Source organism: Phaeacidiphilus oryzae TH49, assembly GCF_000744815.1.
GTDB classification, from domain to species: domain Bacteria; phylum Actinomycetota; class Actinomycetes; order Streptomycetales; family Streptomycetaceae; genus Phaeacidiphilus; species Phaeacidiphilus oryzae.
Genome location: NZ_JQMQ01000005.1, coordinates 6,592,887 through 6,606,485, shown reverse-complemented (window position 1 = coordinate 6,606,485; position 13,599 = coordinate 6,592,887). Strand labels below are relative to the sequence as shown.

14 protein-coding genes are annotated in these 13,599 nt (G+C 72.1%); 12 read left to right on the top strand and 2 right to left on the bottom strand.

The genetic code is table 11. The features are described 5' to 3' along the window. Positions 1-13: 13 nt before the first annotated feature. From BS73_RS33090 to BS73_RS33075, 4 genes are all read left to right on the top strand, one after another. Positions 14-1,018 (top strand): sugar phosphate isomerase/epimerase family protein, encoded by a 1,005-nt coding sequence (locus BS73_RS33090; protein WP_037578035.1) that lies wholly within the window; start codon positions 14-16, stop codon positions 1,016-1,018. 104 nt (positions 1,019-1,122) lie between these two features. Then, positions 1,123-1,950, top strand: coding sequence for an MBL fold metallo-hydrolase (locus BS73_RS33085; protein ID WP_037578034.1), 828 nt, complete (start codon positions 1,123-1,125; stop codon positions 1,948-1,950). A 19-nt stretch (positions 1,951-1,969) separates the two neighbouring features. Then, positions 1,970-3,625 carry an alpha-keto acid decarboxylase family protein gene (locus BS73_RS33080; protein ID WP_037578033.1) on the top strand — a complete coding sequence of 552 codons (1,656 nt, stop codon included), beginning with the start codon at positions 1,970-1,972 and terminating at the stop codon, positions 3,623-3,625. A gap of 22 nt (positions 3,626-3,647) precedes the next feature. After that, positions 3,648-3,956, top strand: a complete 309-nt coding sequence (locus BS73_RS33075) for an EthD family reductase (protein WP_037578032.1) — start codon at positions 3,648-3,650, stop codon at positions 3,954-3,956. A gap of 65 nt (positions 3,957-4,021) precedes the next feature. Here BS73_RS33075 and BS73_RS33070 read toward each other — a convergent pair whose 3' ends face one another. Continuing rightward, on the bottom strand, positions 4,022-4,933 hold the full coding sequence (locus BS73_RS33070) for a TolB family protein (protein WP_152617809.1): 912 nt from the start codon (positions 4,931-4,933) through the stop codon (positions 4,022-4,024). 120 nt (positions 4,934-5,053) lie between these two features. Between BS73_RS33070 and BS73_RS33065 the strand changes: the two genes are divergently transcribed. The 7 genes from BS73_RS33065 (at position 5,054) to BS73_RS33035 (ending at position 11,354) form a co-directional block, all read left to right on the top strand. After that, positions 5,054-5,701, top strand: coding sequence for a TIGR03086 family metal-binding protein (locus BS73_RS33065; RefSeq protein ID WP_037578031.1), 648 nt, complete (start codon positions 5,054-5,056; stop codon positions 5,699-5,701). Positions 5,702-5,829: 128 nt separating this feature from the next. After that, a complete protein-coding gene (locus BS73_RS33060; protein WP_051941275.1) occupies positions 5,830-7,116 on the top strand; it encodes a cytochrome P450 in 1,287 nt (428 codons plus the stop codon). A 66-nt stretch (positions 7,117-7,182) separates the two neighbouring features. Then, the gene (locus tag BS73_RS33055) at positions 7,183-7,818 is read left to right on the top strand and encodes a TetR/AcrR family transcriptional regulator (protein WP_037578029.1); all 636 of its coding nucleotides are present in this window, start codon (positions 7,183-7,185) and stop codon (positions 7,816-7,818) included. A gap of 112 nt (positions 7,819-7,930) precedes the next feature. Further along, a complete protein-coding gene (locus BS73_RS33050; protein ID WP_037578028.1) occupies positions 7,931-9,193 on the top strand; it encodes a cytochrome P450 in 1,263 nt (420 codons plus the stop codon). 100 nt (positions 9,194-9,293) lie between these two features. After that, positions 9,294-9,488, top strand: coding sequence for a ferredoxin (locus BS73_RS33045; protein WP_037578027.1), 195 nt, complete (start codon positions 9,294-9,296; stop codon positions 9,486-9,488). Continuing rightward, entirely contained in the window at positions 9,485-10,711 is a 1,227-nt protein-coding gene (locus BS73_RS33040) for an NAD(P)/FAD-dependent oxidoreductase (RefSeq protein ID WP_235215609.1), read from the top strand. Before BS73_RS33045 ends, BS73_RS33040 begins: the two co-directional genes overlap by 4 nt. A gap of 76 nt (positions 10,712-10,787) precedes the next feature. Beyond that, a complete protein-coding gene (locus BS73_RS33035; RefSeq protein WP_037578026.1) occupies positions 10,788-11,354 on the top strand; it encodes a dihydrofolate reductase family protein in 567 nt (188 codons plus the stop codon). 61 nt (positions 11,355-11,415) lie between these two features. On the opposite strand, the gene BS73_RS33030 is transcribed toward BS73_RS33035, so the two are convergent. Beyond that, entirely contained in the window at positions 11,416-11,808 is a 393-nt protein-coding gene (locus BS73_RS33030) for a MarR family winged helix-turn-helix transcriptional regulator (RefSeq protein ID WP_235215608.1), read from the bottom strand. A gap of 100 nt (positions 11,809-11,908) precedes the next feature. Here BS73_RS33030 and BS73_RS33025 point away from each other — a divergent pair, with 100 nt between their 5' ends. Further along, on the top strand, positions 11,909-13,441 hold the full coding sequence (locus tag BS73_RS33025; protein WP_084704540.1) for an MFS transporter: 1,533 nt from the start codon (positions 11,909-11,911) through the stop codon (positions 13,439-13,441). Positions 13,442-13,599 lie beyond the last annotated feature (158 nt).

Sequence of the window (13,599 nt, the reverse complement as noted above, 5' to 3'; positions counted from 1 at the left end):
GAGGACAGCAGGAATGAACCCCCCGTCCGGACGAGACGTGTTCTTCAGCTTCTTCATGTTCACGGCCGACCTGCGGCCGGAGGACGCCCGCTACGGCCAGACCCTGATCGGCCATCTGAAGGCCCTCACCGAGATGGGCTACCGCGGCTTCGACGTCCACATCGCCACCCAGCCGCCGGGCGTCGACCACAAGCGGGAGATCGACGCCTACATCGGCCTGCGGAAGGCGTTCGACCGGGCGGGGCTCTCCGGGGTGAAGTTCACCACCAACGTGGGGACCACCCGCACCTTCGACCCGACCTCGCCGTACGAGGAGCAGCGCCGGCAGGCCCTGTCCTATCTGGAGTCCCGGGTCGAGATCACCCGGGTGCTGGGCGGGGACTCCATCATGTCCGGGCCGTTCCTCTACCCCTACGGCGTCTTCCCGCTCACCGACGACGGCGAGCCGCTGTGGAGCGACGCCCTCCAGGACTGGATGGAGCCCCGCTACCGGGCGGCCCGCGCGGTCTTCGAGGAGCTGTCGGAGTACGCCGAGGCCCGCGAGGTGAAGCTCGCCATCGAGCCGGTGAAGAGCTGGGAGACGCCCCCGCCCAACATGGTCGCGGAGGTACTGGACTTCCTCGACACCCTCGACCACCCGCAGGGCGGGGTGACCGTCGACACCGCCCAGCTGGTGATGGAGAGCCGCGGCCCGTCGGCCTTCTCCGCGGATCTGGCGCGGGCGGTCCGGCAGAACCGCCTCCACTACGTCCACATCTCCGCCCCCGACCGGGGGGCGGTGCGGGACAGCTGGATCCCGTGGCAGGTGGTCCGCGACGAGATCGATCCGGTCTACCGGGGGCCGTACCTGGTCGAGGTGTTCAACGCGATCCCGCCGTTCGTCTCCTCGATGCGGATGGCCCGCCGGCGGTTCTGGCGGCCCGGCGAGGACGACCCGGTGCCCGGCGTGGACAGCGCCTACCAGGTGGCCGCGGCCGCGCTGGAGGAACTGCGGGAGCGGACCGCCTCCCCCGCCTGAGCCCGGAGCCCCCGAACCGCCCCACCCGTCCGAACCAGCCGAACCAGCCGAACCACCCGAACCGCGCGACCCGCGTCCGAACCGCCCGACCCGAAAGGCTCCTGATGCTCGGTCAGGTCACAGACCCCATCGCCATGGTGGTCAAGCAGGCCGGCGACGTCCGCATCCACACCTTCGTCTCCTCCTTCGCCGCCGGCAACATCGCCAACGCCACCCACATCGTCGAGACCCGCAACCAACTCGTCCTGATCGACAGCCAGTTCCTGGTGCCCTACGCGCGGGCCTTCCGGGAGTACGCGGACGGCCTCGGCAAGCCGATCGAGCGGCTGTACCTCTCCCACCGGCACCCGGACCACTGGTTCGGCCTGGGGGCGGCGTTCACCGACGTGCCGGTGCACACCCTGCCGGAGACCATGAACTTCATCCAGGAGCACGGCGAGGAGTCCCGCGCCGACCACTGGAAGCTGGGCGACCTCGTCCCGGACCAGATCGTCGTGCCCAAGCACGGCGTCCGGCCCGGCGAGGAGACCATCGACGGGGTCAGATACGTCTTCGACCGGGTGACGGACACCGAGATCGACTACCACCTCACCGTCGGACTCCCCGAACTGGGCGTGTACTTCGCCCAGGACCTGCTCTACAGCGGCACCCACCCCTATCTGACGAAGCACCTGGAGCACTGGGTGCGGGTCCTGCAGCAGATGCTGGTCTCGGAGTACGAGCTGTTCATGCCGGGCCACGGCCTGCCGGCCGACAAGAACGAGGTCGCCCGCGTCATCGAGTACCTCTCGGCCGCCCGGCAGGCCATCGGCGACGGGCTGACGGGCGACGCCTTCCGGGCGTTCCTGCTCCAGCGGTATCCCGAACGCAGATGCCCGGGGATATTCGACATCTACCTGCCCCGGTTGTTCGGCGGAGCCAGCGACTACTGACCGCGGAGGGATCCCATCCATGAGCGAGACCAGCACGGTAGGCAAGTATCTGGTGGACCGGCTCAGCCAGCTCGGCCTGGGGCATCTGTTCTCCATCGCGGGCGACTACTCGATCGACTGGCTGAACCGGTACGTCACCCCGAGCAGCATCGAGATCATCGAGGAAGTCAACGAGGTGAACGCCGGTTACGCGGCGGACGGCTACGCGAGGCTGCGGGGAATCGGCGCGCTCTGCGTCACCTATTCCGCGGGCGCGCTGTGCGCCGTGAACGCGGTGGCCGGCGCCTACGCCGAGAAGGTGCCGATCGTGCTGATCAACGGCACGCCGAGCATCCAGAAGACCATCGTCTTCGAGCAGACCGGTTTCAGCGCCCATCACTTCATCAGCGGGCGCGAGACGGACATGCAGTCGTTCGAGCACATCACGGCGGCGACGGTGCGGATCGAGAATCCGGTGACCGCGCCGATGCTGATCGACTACGCGCTGACGCAGTGCGTCAGCCAGCGCCGCCCGGTCTATATCGAGCTCCTCCAGGACATGGTGGACCTGGAGTGCGAACCGCCGAAGGGCCGTCTGAGGCCGGCCGAGGTGCTGTCCGACCCGGGCAGCCTGGAGGAGTCGATCGCGGAGATCCGCACCGCGCTGGAGCACGCGGAGAATCCGCTGATCTGGGTCGGCGTCGAGGTCGACCGGCTCGGCCTGCAGGAGAAGACGCTGAGCCTGATCCGGCAGCTGAACATCCCCTTCGTCACCGAACTCCTCAGCAAGGCCGTGCTGTCCGAGGACGACGAGCTGTTCATCGGCGTCCTGGACGGCCAGGCCTCCTCGGAGGCCGCCGCCGACCTGGCCCGGGACTCCGACTTCATCCTGGCCCTCGGCGTGTGGCTGACCGACATCAACTCGCTGGGCTGGAGCCCGGACTACGACAAGACCGCGTTCGCCTCGTTCGACGCGGTCAAGTTCGGCACCCGATTCTCCGGACAGGTCGCGCTGGAGCATCTGGTCGACGGCCTGCTGGCGGCGAAGATCCCGCCCAAGGCGTGGAAGACCCTCACCAAGACCACCTACACCGTGCCGTCCCTGCGCACCTCGGGCGAGATCACGTACCAGGGGTTCTACGACTTCATGCAGCAGTACATCAACCGGCACACCCTCATCGGTGCCGACGCCAGCATGAACTACTTCGGGAGCCTGCTGCTCAAGGTGGTCGGCGCGGGCGGGTTCGTCGTCCAGTCCTCGTACTCGTCGATCGGCTACAGCGCGCCGGCCGCGACCGGACTCTGCCTGGCGAAGCGGCCCGACCAGCGGGTGATGGTCTTCTCCGGGGACGGCGGTTTCCAGATGACCGCCCAATGCCTCTCGACGCAGACCCGGTTCGGACTCGACCCGATCATCTTCGTGATCGACAACGGCGTCTACGGCGTGGAGCAATGGCTCGCCGACGCCTCGGTCTTCCATTCCGACGAGCCGTTCTACCGGTCATGCCTGCTCCACCCCTGGAACTACAGCAGGCTGGCCGAGGTGTTCGGCTGCCAGGGGTGGCGAGTGGACACCTACGGCGGATTGATGGACGCCGTGGCGGGTGCGATGGCGAACACCAGAAGCCCGTCGCTCATCCAGGTCGTGGTGCCCGACAAGTCGATTCCCGACAATGCCAACTGGAAGGCCCGGTAAGGGCGGAGAAGGAGCCGGAACCATGCCGACGAAGATCACCGCGATCTACGAGAACCCGAAGTCCCCGGAGGAGTTCGAGGCCGGCCACCGCGAGCAGATCAGGCTGGCGAAGCAGATCCCCGGAGTGACGCGGATCGAGAGCGCCAAGGTCTGGCCGAAGGAGGACGGCAGCCCGACCCCGGCCTATCGGGTCCTCGACCTGTACTTCACCGACTACGACGCGGCCAGCCGGGCCGTGACCACCGAGGAGGCCTCGGCCTTCGTGGCCAAGGTGTTCGACCTGGCGACCGGCGGGGTGCGGCTGCTCTTCTCGGACGTCGAGGAGGCCTGAGCCCCGGTTGCGGACCTCCGCCTGACGGCCCGTCGGCTCCCCGCCGGCGGGCCGGTCTCCGCCGCTCAGCTGACCGGATAGGAGACGAAGGCGAAGCGGCTGCTGTCCGGCGACCAGCCGTTGACGTTCAGCGTGCCCTGGCCGCCGAAGAGCGGGAAGCTCCGCAGCGGGGTGCGCCAGTCCTCGGTGCTCACCAGATGGACGGTGACGTCCAGGTCCGCCGGGTGGCCGAGGGTGCCCGCGGGGAAGGACAGATAGGTGGCGAACCGGCCGTCCGGCGAGAGGTGCGGGAACCAGTCGACGGTCTCGGAGTCCACCAGCCGCTCCAGCGGGCCGCCCCCGGCGGGCATCCGGACGATCTGCGCATGCCCGGGGGCGGTGGTGAACGCCTCGCTGTTGAAGAGGATCCACCGGCCGTCGGGCGCGTACTCGGGTCCGTCCAGATGGCCGTCGCCGGTGTCCACCAGGCGGCCGGGGCCGCCCTCGGCCGGCATCAGGGCGAGCCGGCCCGGCCCGCCGCCGGTGCCGCGGGGGATGGCCACATACGCCAGGGTGCCGCCGTCGGGACCGATCCCGTGGAGGAAGTGGAGGCTGCCGTCCTCGCCGGTCAGGCGGGTGCCCGCGCCGCCGGACAGCGGGGCCCGGTAGAGGTGGCCGTCCATGCCGGACAGGTAGACGTGCCGGCCGTCGGGTGAGACGACATGGTCGTTGTTGATCGGCGGGACGCCGTGCAGCGGCACCTCCTTCGGCTCCGCCGCCCGCCCGTCGCCGAGCTCCAGCCGCCACAGCCGGCCGGCGCCGTTGAGCAGCAGGGAGCGGCCGTCCGGGCCGAAGTTCGGCGCCTCCAGCAGGAGGTGCGAGGTCTCGTGGACCAGCCGCGGGGGCGCGGAGTCCGTACCGGCCACCCAGACGCAGGTGCGCTGCCCGGGCGCCAGCTCCCGGGGCCGCATACCGGTGTCCGCGGACGCTTCGGTCATCTGCGCTCCCCTTCGCTCGACCGATCGATGATCGGCGGGCGGCGCGGGGACTGTCAAGGCGCCGAGCGCGAGGTCGCTCCGCCGCCGGACCCAGCCGAGGCGGACGCCGAGACTGGGGTGATGAGCGACTTCTCCGAGGGCCTGGTCGAGCGGTACGTCCGGGCCGGCGCCGGGTTCGCCGCCCGGCTGCGCGAGGTACGGCCCGGGCAGTGGAACGCGGCCACCCCGTGTCCGGACTGGGACGTCCGGCAACTGGTGAACCACATGACCCGCGGCAACCTCGGCTATCTCGGCCTGCTGCGGGGCGGTGCCGGCGCGGACTTCCTCCGGCTGCGGGAGGCCGACGCGCTGGGCGGGGACCCGGTCGGGGCATACCAGCGTTCGGTGGGCGACTGCGCCGAGGCCTTCTCGGCGCCGGGCGCCCTGGACCGGGTACTCGACTACCCGCTGGGCGAGGTGACGGGCCGTCAGGCACTCGCGGTGCGGACCGCCGACAGCGTCGTCCACACCTGGGACCTCGCCCGGGCGGTGGGCGCCGACGACCGGCTAGACGGCGAACTGGTCGACTGGATCCGGCGGTTCCTGGACGACATCTACGCCGGGCTGGCCGAGACCCCGGTGTCGGCCGGGCCCGCGACCACCCACCGCTTCTTCGCCGCACCGGACGGCCGGGGCCCGGGCCCGGGCGCGTCGGCGCAGGACCTGCTGCTCCACCGGATGGGCCGGCGGCCTTGGCCGGCGACTGGCCGGATCACGCCGTCCCGCTGACGGGCAAGCGGCCGGATGATTGCCGTACGTACCTAACGGTGTTAGGACAGAGGGCGAACCACTTCCTCCCTCGGCGGGTCGATGGGCTCATCGAGCTGTCATGGCCCCGCCGAAAGACTGGAGCCGGAATGACGCCTGCCGCCGAGTCCGCCGCCGCCCCCTCCGCCCCCACCGTCCCCGCCACTGCCTCCTCGGCCCCCTCGACCCCCTCGGCCCCGATCCCGGACTATCCCTTCGCCCGGGCCACCGGCTGCCCCTTCGACCCGCCGCCCGAGCTGAGCGCGTTGCAGCGCGAGGCCCCGGCGAGCAGGGTGCGGCTGTGGGACGGCAGCACCCCCTGGCTGATCACCCGCCACGCCGACCAGCGCGCCCTCCTCGGCGACCCCCGGGTGAGCGCCGACAACACCCACCCCCACTACCCCCACTCCAGCCCCGGCACCAAGCAGAGCCGCGGACAGGGCCGCACCTTCATCTCGATGGACGACCCGGAGCACGCCCGCCAGCGCCGGATGGTCACCGCGCCGTTCGCCATCAAGCGGGTGGAGGCGCTGCGCCCCACCGTGCAGGGCATCGTGGACGACCTCATCGACCGGATGCTGGCCGGCCCCAGGCCCGCCGACCTGGTGGAGGCCTTCGCCCTCCCGGTCCCCTCACTGGTGATCTGCGCCCTCCTCGGCGTCCCCTATGCCGACCACGACTTCTTCCAGAGCCGCAGCCGGGCCCTGATCAACCGCGGCACCAGTGCCGAGGACGCCTCCACGGCGATCAAGGAGCTCCTCGACTATCTGGACGACCTGGTCGGCCGCAAACTCGCCGAGCCCGGCGAGGACGTGATGACCGAACTGGCGCAGCGCACCCGGACCGGCGAGCTCAACCGCGCCGAGGCCGCCCGGATCGGCCGGCTGCTGCTCATCGCCGGCCACGAGACCACCGCCAACATGATCGCCCTCGGCACCCTCGCCCTCCTCCAGCACCCCGACCAGCTGGCCGAGTTGCGCGAGGCGGAGGACCCCAGGACGGTCGCCGCCGCGGTGGAGGAGCTGCTGCGCTACCTCAACATCGTCCACACCGGCCGCAGCCGGGTCGCCCTGGAGGACATCCGCCTGGGCGACGTCCTGATCAAGGCGGGCGACCCGCTGGTCTTCGCCAACGACATCGGCAACCGGGACGCCGAGGCCTTCACCGGCGACCCCGACCGGCTCGACATCCACCGCGACGCCCGCCGGCACGTCGCCTTCGGCTTCGGCGTCCACCAGTGCCTCGGCCAGCCGCTGGCCCGGATGGAGCTCCAGGTCGTCTACGGCACCCTCTACCGCCGCATCCCCACCCTGCGCCTGGCCGCCGGCCTCGACGAGATCCCGTTCAAGCACGACGCGCTGATCTACGGCGTCTACCGGCTCCCCGTCACCTGGTGAGCCGGGGCGGGCCCGCCGCGCGCCCATACACTGTCAGGCCCCGAGACGGCCGGCAGAGGAAGCGACGTGTCCGACGAGTTCAAGCGGCGTACGCCCAGCAGACGCGGTGAGGGCGGGGCGCTGCGGCAGGAGATCCTGGTGGCCGCCGCGCGGCTGCTGATGCGGTCCGGCCGGGAGGGCGACCTGTCCCTCCGCGCGGTGGCCCGGGAGGTGGGGATCGCGGCACCGAGCATCTATCTCCACTTCCGGGACCGCGCGGAGCTGATGGAGGCGCTGACCCAGCAGCTCTACCACCGCCTGACCGAATGCCTGCGAGAGGCGCGGGAGGAGGGCGCGGTGGACGGCCCGCGCGCCGCGCTGCGCGCGATGGCGCAGGCGTACTGCGGGTTCGCCTTCGACCACCCCAAGCACTACCGGCTGATGTTCGCGATCGAGCGGATAGAGGTGGCCCGCCCGGAGGCCAGCCCCCACCCGCTGTGGGAGGTCTCGCAGGCCTGGACCGAGGCCGTCGCGGCCTGCCGGAACGATCCGGCGGGCGGCCCGCGGGACGAGGCGGCTCCGAGCGACGCCCGGGTGGCCAGGCTGGTCTGGTCCTCCCTCCACGGCATGGTGGCCCTGGCGATGGCGATGCCGTTCCCGGCGGACCGGGCGGCGATCGCCGAGATGGCCGACGAGCTCCTCGGTCTGGCGCTGGCCGAATAGCACCGCTGCGGGCCGCCAGGTTTCCGTCATGTCATTGCCAAGAACGGCCTAACACTGTTAGGACAGAGAACGAACCAGTCCTCTGAACCAGTCCTCTGCAACGGAGGCGCGCATGACCGACACCCTCCCCGAAGCGTCCGCCGAGACCGACGAAGCCGGACCGCCCGAGCTGCCCGAGCTGCCCGAGTTCCCCTCGCCGCGGGCGGCCGGCTGCCCCTTCGACCCGCCCCCGAACCTCCAGGCGCTGCAGGCGGAGGAGCCCGTCTCCCGGGTCCGCATCTGGGACGGCTCCACCCCCTGGCTGATCACCCGGTACGACCACTTCCGGGCCCTCATCGGCGACCCCCGGATCAGCGCGGACTCCGAGCACCCCGGCTATCCCCACCGCAGCGCCGGCGGCCGGACCTCCAGCGGCGTCCTGCGGACCTTCCTCACCATGGACGACCCCGAGCACGCCCGGCACCGGCGGATGGTGACGGCCCCGTTCACCATCCGGCGGATCGAGGCCATGCGGCCGGCCGTGCAGAGGATCGTGGACGACCTGATCGACGAGATCCTCGCCGGGCCGAAGCCGGCCGACCTGGTCGACGCCTTTGCGCTGCCCGTGCCCAGCCTGGTCATCTCGGAACTGCTCGGCGTGCCGTACCAGGAGCACGAGTTCTTCCAGCGCAACACCCGGATCGTGGTCCGCAGGACCTCGACCGCCGAGGAGGTGGACGCCGCCAACGGCGCCCTCACCGACTACCTGGACGGGCTGCTGGCCGAGAAGCTCGCCCACCCCCGGGACGACGTCCTGTCCCGGCTGGCCACCGAGCGGGTCGCCACCGGCGAGATGACCCGGCGCGAGGCGGCCCGGCTGGGCGTCCTCCTGCTGGCCGCCGGGCACGAGACCACCGCGAACATGATCGCCCTCGGCACCCTGGCACTGCTCCGCAACCCGGACCAGCTCGCCCTCCTCCGCGAGGCGGAGGACCCCGCTCTGGTCGCCTCGGCGGTCGAGGAACTGCTGCGGTACCTCAACATCACCCACTCCGGTCGCCGGCGGGTGGCGCTGGAGGACATCGAGATCGGCGGCCAGACGATCCGGGCCGGGGACGGCCTGGTCTTCGCCAACGACATCGCCAACCGGGACGCCGGGGCCTTCGCCGACCCCGACCGCCTGGACCTCACCCGGGACGCCCGCCGCCACGTCGCCTTCGGCTACGGCGTCCACCAGTGCCTCGGCCAGCCGCTGGCCCGGATGGAGCTCCAGGTCGTCTACGGCACCCTCTACCGCCGCATCCCGACCCTGGCACTGGCCACCGAGCCGGAGCGGATCGAGTTCAAGCACGACGGCATCGTCTACGGCGTCTATGAACTCCCCGTCACCTGGTAGTCCCCGACAGCCTCCGGGCAGTCCCCCGGCGGCCCTTGGGCAGTCCCCCCAAGAGACCCCCAGAGTCCCCCCACAGCCCACGCAACGAGAGAGAGCCCCCATGCGCGTAGAGGTCGACCAGCCCAGGTGCGTCGCGTCCGGACAGTGCGTCCTGGCCGCCCCCGACGTCTTCGACCAGGACGACGACGGCATCGTCGAACTGCTCAGCCGCCGGCCCGCCCCCGACCGGCACGCCGACGTGCGGGAGGCGGCGGCGATCTGCCCGGCCGCGGCCATCCGGCTGGTGGAGGAGTGACGGCTGCGCCGGCCGGCGCGGCACCGCGCCGGATCACCGTCGTCGGCGCCTCCGCGGCGGGCCTGGCCGCGGCCGAGACCTTCCGCCGGGAGGGCTTCGACGGCCCCCTCACCCTGGTCGGCCAGGAGGCCCACCTCCCCTACGACCGCCCCCCGCTCTCCAAGCAGGTCCTGGACGGCACCTGGACGGCCGAGCGGACCGCCCTGCGCCGGCCCGAGGAGATCGACGCCCTCGGCCTGGACCTCCGGCTCGGCACCCCGGCCGCCGCCCTGGACCCGGGCGACCGGACGGTGACGCTGGCGGACGGCACCCGGATCGGCTACGACGGCCTGATCATCGCCACCGGCGTACGGCCGCGGCCGCTCCCCCGCTGCGACCTCCCCGGCGTCCACGTCCTGCGCACCCTGGAGGACGCCGCCGCCCTCCGGGAGCGACTCGGCGCGGGCGGACGGCTGGTCGTGGTCGGCGCCGGCTTCCTGGGCACCGAGGTCGCCGCGGCGGCCCGCCGCCTCGGCGTGCCGGTCACGGTGGTCGAGCCGGCGCCGATCCCGCTCGCCCACGCGGTCGGCGCGGAGGTGGGCGCCTTCCTGGCCCGGCTGCACCGCGAGCGCGGGGTGGACCTGCGGACCGGGACCGGCGTCGCCGAGATCACCGCCTCGGGCGGCCGGGCGACGGGTGTGCGGCTGACCGACGGCAGCCGGATCCCCGTGGACGACGTCCTGGTCGCCGTCGGCTCGCGGCCCAACACCGACTGGCTGCGCGGCAGCGGGCTGCGCCTGGACGACGGCCTGTGCTGCGACGCCTCCACCGCCGCCGCCCCCGGCGTCCACGCCGCCGGCGACGTGGCTCGCTGGCACAACCCGCTGTTCGACGCCGAGATGCGGATCGAGCACCGCACCAACGCCGCCGAGCAGGCCATGGCCGCCGCCCGCAACCTCCTCCGCCCGGACCGGGCCGTGCCCTTCGCCCCGGTCCCGTACTTCTGGTCGGACCAGTACGAGGTGAAGCTGCAGGCCTACGGCCATCTGCGCGGGCACGACGAGGCCCGGGTGGTGGAGGGCGATCCGGCGGAGGGAGCCTTCCTGGTCGCCTACCGCACCGGCGACCGGCTCACCGGGGCCCTGGGCGTCGGCGTGCCGCCCCGCGCACTGCGCCGCTGGCGGGCCGCGGTCGCCGCGCGCTCCGACTGGGAGACCGCCCTGGCCGCCCCGCAGCCCGCCTGATCGCGCACCGATGATTCTCCCGCGCCACGCTGGTCTCCAGGAGGTGCAGCCACACCCACGGACGGAAGGCCGGGCGATGCGGAAGCTGATCTACGCCATGAACCTGACCCTGGACGGCTATGTCGCCGCGCCCGGCGACGACATCGGCTGGAGCGGGCCGCCGAGCCCCGAGCTGTTCCAGTGGTGGCTCGAACACGAGGAGGCGAACTCCCTCTCGCTGTACGGGCGCAAGCTCTGGGAGACGATGAACTCCTACTGGCCGACCGGCGACCAGCAGCCCGGGGCCACCCCGGCGCAGATCGCGTTCGCCCGGAACTGGCGGGAGACGCCCAAGGTGGTGTTCTCCTCGACGATCGACAAGGTCGAGGGGAACGCCCGCCTGGTCACGGCGGACGCGACCGCCGAGATCACCCGGCTCAGGGCGGAGGACGGCGGCCCCATGACCATCGGCGGCGCGACGCTGGCCGGGGCGGCCATCCGGGCCGGGCTGATCGACGAGTACGCGATCGTCGCCCATCCGGTCATGGTGGGCGGCGGCACGCCGTTCTTCGCCGCGCTGGACGGCTGGGTGGAGCTGGACCTGCTGGAGACCCGGACCTTTCCCGGCGGCGTGGTCCTGACCAGGTACCGGACCAGGCGCTGAGCAGCGCCGGCCGTCGGTCACCGGCCGCGGGTCACCGGCCGCGGGAAACCGGGAGGAACGGTCAGCGGGCTTCGCTGAGGTGGCGGTCGAGGACCGCGAGGTAGGTCCTGCGGGCCTCGGCGTGGAGGGCGCGGCCGGTCTCGGTCGCGGTGACGAAAACCCCGCGACGATCCGTCTCGCACATGGCACGCTGGACCAGCCCGCCCTTCTCCAGTCGCGCGACGGTGCGCGAGAGGGCGCTCTGGCTCAGGTGCATGTCCCCGACCAGGTCCTGGACGCGGGCCTGGCAGCCGTCGAAGGCCACCAGCCGGTCGAGGGCCTCGAAGTCGCTCATGGTCAGGCCGTGCTCGGCATGCAGCTCGCGGTCCAGATCGTGGGCCACCTGGCTGTAGCAGGACAGCAGGGAGCGCCAGCGGTCGACGAGCGCGGCTTCTCCGCTCAGGGTTACAGGCACGGGTCGATCGTAGCGCTCATGGGTGCACAATGCATATACATTGATTGCGGGAACATTAAATGCGTCGACAGTAGATGCACATGCATGTAGTGTCTTCCCCATGACCCACTCGACGGAGACCGTCGTCGCCCCGCCGGCGACCACAGCCGACCCGACCCGCGACACCGCGCCGGAAGCCGCACCGGCGGCAGCCATACCGGCAACCGCAGGCGCAGGCGCAGCCGCGGCCGCATCCTCATCGTCCCTGCGCTGGCCGCTTCGGCTGTGGGGCGTCCTCGCGGTGCTCTGCCTGGTCCTCTTCCTCGACGGGCTCGACGTCTCGATGGTCGGCGTCGCGCTCCCCTCCATCGGCCGCACCCTCGGGATGTCGCCCACCGCCCTGCAGTGGATCGTCAACGGCTACGTCCTCGGCTACGGCGGGCTGATGATGCTCGGCGGCCGCACCGCCGACCTCCTCGGCCGGCGCAAGGTCTTCCTCACCGCACTGGCCGTCTTCGCCGCCGCCTCACTGCTCGGCGGACTGGTCGACAACGGCGGGCTGCTGATCGCCAGCCGCTTCGTCAAGGGCCTGGCCGCCGCCTTCACCGCGCCCACCGCGCTCTCCATCCTCACCACCACCTTCCCGGAGGGCCCGGCACGCAACAGGGCGCTCTCGGTCTTCTCCCTCTTCGGCGCCAGCGGCTACTCCTCCGGGCTGATCCTCGGCGGGCTGCTCACCGGCTTCGGCTGGCGCTGGACCTTCCTCACCCCGGTCCCGCTGGCCCTGCTGGCCCTGGTGGTCGGCGCCGTACTGATCCCCCGCGACCGGCGGGCGGAGACCGGCGGCCACGACCCGGCCGGCGCGGTCACCCTGACCGGCGGCATGCTCCTCGCCGTCTACGCCGTGGTCGCGGCGCCCAGCCACGGCTGGACGGCGCCGCTCACCCTGGGCTCGTTCCTCCTCGCCGCCGCACTGCTGACCGCCTTCGTGGTGATCGAGCGGCGGCATCCGCACCCGCTGGTGCGCTTCGGCATCCTGCGGGTCGGCTCCACAGTGCGGGCCAACCTCAGCATCATCGCCCTCTTCGGCTCCTACATGAGCTTCCAGTTCATGATGACCCTGTATCTGCAGGACGGACTGGGCTGGTCGCCGCTGCGGATGGCGCTGGCACTGCTGCCCGCGGGCGTGGTGGTGGCGGTCGGCTCGCCGCTGGTCGGCCGGCTGGTCAACCGCTTCGGCACGGCCCCTCTGATCATCGCCTCGATGACCTCGCTGACCCTCGGCTACCTCTGGTTCCTGGCCACCGCCGGCAGCACCCCGCACTACGCCACGACCGTGCTGCCGACCATGCTGCTGCTGGGCGGCGGGTTCGCCTTCGGCTTCAGCTCGATCATGTCGCAGGCCACCGAGGGGATCGACGACTCCGAGCAGGGCCTGGCCTCCGGCCTGGTGCAGACCTCCGGACAGGTGGGCGCCGCGCTGGTGCTGGCCCTGGTCACCGCGCTGGTCGCGGGGACCGCGCACACCGGTGCCGACTTCGGGCCTTACCGCCCGGGGGCCAACCTGGTGACGGTGGTCGCCGGGATCGGCCTCCTCCTCAACCTGGTGCCGCTGCTCCGCCTCCGGCGCGGACGCTCCGCCCGCCGGGCCTGAGCTTCGAACGGGCCGGGCGGGGCCGGGCCGGACGCGACATGTGCGCTCCGGCCCGGCCCCGCCCGGCCTGGGTCACGCCTTCACCGCGATGCCGACGGGATCAGGGCCGGCGCGGAGGCGTTGGGGCCGGCCCAGACGGGCCCGGCCCAGACGGGGCC

Bases quoted from the DNA above. Each gene is read 5' to 3' on its own strand.
- BS73_RS33090 (WP_037578035.1), top strand. From the start codon at position 14: ATGAACCCCCCGTCCGGACGAGACGTGTTCTTCAGCTTCTTCATGTTC.
- BS73_RS33025 (WP_084704540.1), top strand. From the start codon at position 11,909: ATGACCCACTCGACGGAGACCGTCGTCGCCCCGCCGGCGACCACAGCC.
- BS73_RS33070 (WP_152617809.1), bottom strand. From the start codon at position 4,933: ATGACCGAAGCGTCCGCGGACACCGGTATGCGGCCCCGGGAGCTGGCG.
- BS73_RS33085 (WP_037578034.1), top strand. From the start codon at position 1,123: ATGCTCGGTCAGGTCACAGACCCCATCGCCATGGTGGTCAAGCAGGCC.
- BS73_RS33080 (WP_037578033.1), top strand. From the start codon at position 1,970: ATGAGCGAGACCAGCACGGTAGGCAAGTATCTGGTGGACCGGCTCAGC.
- BS73_RS33035 (WP_037578026.1), top strand. From the start codon at position 10,788: ATGCGGAAGCTGATCTACGCCATGAACCTGACCCTGGACGGCTATGTC.
- BS73_RS33050 (WP_037578028.1), top strand. From the start codon at position 7,931: ATGACCGACACCCTCCCCGAAGCGTCCGCCGAGACCGACGAAGCCGGA.
- BS73_RS33075 (WP_037578032.1), top strand. From the start codon at position 3,648: ATGCCGACGAAGATCACCGCGATCTACGAGAACCCGAAGTCCCCGGAG.
- BS73_RS33060 (WP_051941275.1), top strand. From the start codon at position 5,830: ATGACGCCTGCCGCCGAGTCCGCCGCCGCCCCCTCCGCCCCCACCGTC.
- BS73_RS33045 (WP_037578027.1), top strand. From the start codon at position 9,294: ATGCGCGTAGAGGTCGACCAGCCCAGGTGCGTCGCGTCCGGACAGTGC.
- BS73_RS33065 (WP_037578031.1), top strand. From the start codon at position 5,054: ATGAGCGACTTCTCCGAGGGCCTGGTCGAGCGGTACGTCCGGGCCGGC.